This window comes from Mesorhizobium sp. M5C.F.Ca.IN.020.29.1.1 (genome assembly GCF_003997375.1).
Lineage (GTDB): Bacteria > Pseudomonadota > Alphaproteobacteria > Rhizobiales > Rhizobiaceae > Mesorhizobium > Mesorhizobium wenxiniae.
In genome coordinates this window covers 1-2653 of the sequence record NZ_RZSW01000690.1, presented here as the reverse complement: position 1 = coordinate 2653, position 2653 = coordinate 1, and the positions used below count along the sequence as shown (strand labels likewise).

Below are 2653 nucleotides of genomic sequence, written 5' to 3'. Positions count from 1 at the left end.
GCATCCTACTGCTCGGCTACGATGAAATCCTCGATCTTTTCCGGCGCCAGCCCGGCCTGGGCCGCAATGCGCCGGGCAAGCTCGGCGGCGGCGGCGCGCGGTCGCCCTATAGGCCGGTCTAGCCAGTAGGATATCGGGCTGAGAACGATGCGGTCGTCCACAGCGACGATGCGGCCTGACTTCAGTTGATGCTCGATCATTGGCGGCCGCGCCAGCGCAATACCGAGGCCGTGGGCGGCAGCATCGAGCACCAGATTGTAGTCCTCGAAGCGGCGGTCCTGTGGACGCGGGCGATAGTCCATGTCCTGGGCGGCAAACCAGGCGCGCCAGGCCGAAGCGTCCGAATCATTGATCAACGGAAATTTGAGCAGCCGGGCTGGGTCGCCACGGCCGATCTCCCTAGCGAGGTCCGGCGAGGCGACCGGAAACACATGTTCCTCGAACAGCTGTACCGAGACGCGGCTGGGAATGCGGCCGCGGCCGCAGCGGATCGACAGATCGATGCCCTCGTCGGCAAGATCCGCCTGACGGATATCGACGTCGAGCACGATGCGCAGCTTGGATGGGTTGTTTTCCAGCGCCGCCATGCGCGGCATCAGCCACAGCCCGCTGACGGAGGGGATAGAGGTCAGCCGCACCACGGCGGTGCCGCGCGGCTCGATCCAGCGGTCCGAATTGCTGGATATCAGCGCAAAGGCCTCAGTGGTGCGCAGATGCAGCCGGTTGCCTTCGATCGTGAGCGAAACGCCGCGCGCGCCGCGATCGAACACTTTCAGCCCGAGCCAGTCCTCGAGCTTGGCGATCTGCCGGCTGACGGCGCCATGGGTGAGATTGAGTTTTTCGGCAGCGGCCGAAAAGCTGCCCGTCCGCGCAGCGGCGTCGAAGGCGCGCAGGGTTTCAAGCGGCAACATCGCATCCGAGCTGTGATCCATAGTCACAGGTGATCCTCGATTTGGTCGTTTGTCAACCGGCCAGGAAAGGCGTTTGTGTCTTCAGGACAATAAAGGCCCGAGGGTACGAGATGAACGCCTATACCGGCACATTGAATTCGACACAGCGGATGGACACCACAGCAGTCATTGCTGTGGCACTGACAGTGGTTGGCTGGGCCTCCGCCTTTCCGGCGATCCGCGCCGGCCTCGTGGCTTTCGGGCCGCTGGAACTTGGCGCGCTGCGCTTCGCCATCGCGGCGGTGCCGGCGGCGATCTTCCTCGCCGTCAAGCAGCCGGCGCTGCCCCGGCTCGATGAGATTTGGCGCTTTGCCTTCGGCGGCGCCGTCTTCGTTGCGCTCTACACGGCAATGCTCAATTTCGGCGAGCTGACCGTTTCGGCTGGTGCTGCCGGCTTCATCATCAATGTCAGCCCGATCTTTACCGCGATCATGGCGATGGTGCTGCTCGGCGAACGCTTCTCAGGCCTGGCCTGGGCCGGCACATTCCTGTCCTTCGCCGGCATCGGCATCATCGCCATGGGCGAGGGGCAAGGGTTGCATTTCAACAACGGCGCGCTGCTCATCCTCGGCTCGGCGCTGTGCTCGGCCGTCAACACCATCGTGCAAAAGCCGCTATTTGCCCGTCATCATCCACTGACCATTTCGGCCTCGAACATGGTGCTCGGCGCGCTCTGCCTGCTGCCTTTCCTGCCGAGCAGCCTGAAGCAGGCGGCGGTTGCCGATAGCGCCGGCCTCGGCGCCGTGATCTTTCTCGGCATCGTGCCCAGCCTCATCGCCTACGCCGCCTGGGCAACAGCACTTTCCCGTCTGCCTGCAGCCCGTGCCTCGAACTTCCTCTATCTGGTTTCGCCGGTGGCGACGCTGATCGGCTTCTTCTGGCTGGGCGAGGTACCGACGCTACTCGGTATTCTCGGTGGTGCACTGGCGCTGGGAGGCGTGATCGTGGTGAATTTGAAGAGGTGAATCTGAGGGTTGGGACTGTCTCTTTTCGGACCCACCCCGCTGCTTCGCAGCGACCCTCCCCACATGGGGGAGGGTAAGGCTTGGCTCCCTACCTCCCCCTTTGTGTGGAGGTCGGACCGAAGGTCCGGGTGGGGGTCTGCGCCCTGGGTCCTTCACTGCCGTCCAAACAGCCGCTCAATATCGGCAAGCTTCAGCTCGATGTAGGTCGGCCGTCCATGGTTGCAGGTGCCAGACCCCGGCGTCGCCTCCATCTGGCGCAGCAGCGCGTTCATCTCCTCGGCCTTGAGCAGGCGGCCGGACCTTACCGAGCCGTGGCAGGCCATGGTCGCGGCTATTTTGTCCAGCCGCTCCTTCAGCGTGTCGACCGTGTCGTTGTCGGCGATCTCGTCGGCAAGATCGCGCACCAGCTGCTGGACATTGGTTTCGCCGAGCATCGACGGCGTCTCGCGTACCGCGACCGCACCCGGGCCGAAGCGCTCGACGGCGAGCCCAAAGCGGGCCAGCGTTCTGGAATGCATGGCAAGCCGCTCGGCATCCTCTTCCGGCAGGTCGACGATCTCGGGCAAAAGCAGCATCTGCGACGGCACGGCGCGCGCATGCAGCGCGTTCTTCAGCGCCTCGTAGACCAGCCGCTCATGCGCTGCATGCTGGTCGACGATGACAAGCGAATCCTTGGTCTGCGCGACGATGTAGTTCTCGTGCACCTGCGCGCGTGCGGCGCGCAGCGCCATGCCAAGC

General features: G+C 64.4%; 2 protein-coding genes and 1 pseudogene. 1 reads left to right on the top strand and 2 read right to left on the bottom strand.

Going from position 1 to position 2653, the window contains the following annotated elements:
* Nucleotides 1-5: 5 nt before the first annotated feature.
* Nucleotides 6-932 (bottom strand): LysR substrate-binding domain-containing protein, encoded by a 927-nt coding sequence (locus EOA85_RS32150; protein ID WP_082982519.1) that lies wholly within the window; start codon nucleotides 930-932, stop codon nucleotides 6-8.
* Nucleotides 933-1021: 89 nt separating this feature from the next.
* On the opposite strand from EOA85_RS32150, the gene EOA85_RS32145 reads away from it, so the two are divergent.
* A complete protein-coding gene (locus EOA85_RS32145) occupies nucleotides 1022-1915 on the top strand; it encodes a DMT family transporter (RefSeq protein WP_127212414.1) in 894 nt (297 codons plus the stop codon).
* Between the two features lie 152 nt (nucleotides 1916-2067).
* Here EOA85_RS32145 and EOA85_RS32140 read toward each other — a convergent pair.
* Nucleotides 2068-2653: pseudogene (locus tag EOA85_RS32140) on the bottom strand (DNA mismatch repair protein MutL); the annotation flags it as partial.

Excerpts from the sequence above, each read along its gene's own strand:
- EOA85_RS32145 (WP_127212414.1), top strand. The coding sequence starts at position 1,022 with ATGAACGCCTATACCGGCACATTGAATTCGACACAGCGGATGGACACC.
- EOA85_RS32150 (WP_082982519.1), bottom strand. The coding sequence starts at position 932 with ATGGATCACAGCTCGGATGCGATGTTGCCGCTTGAAACCCTGCGCGCC.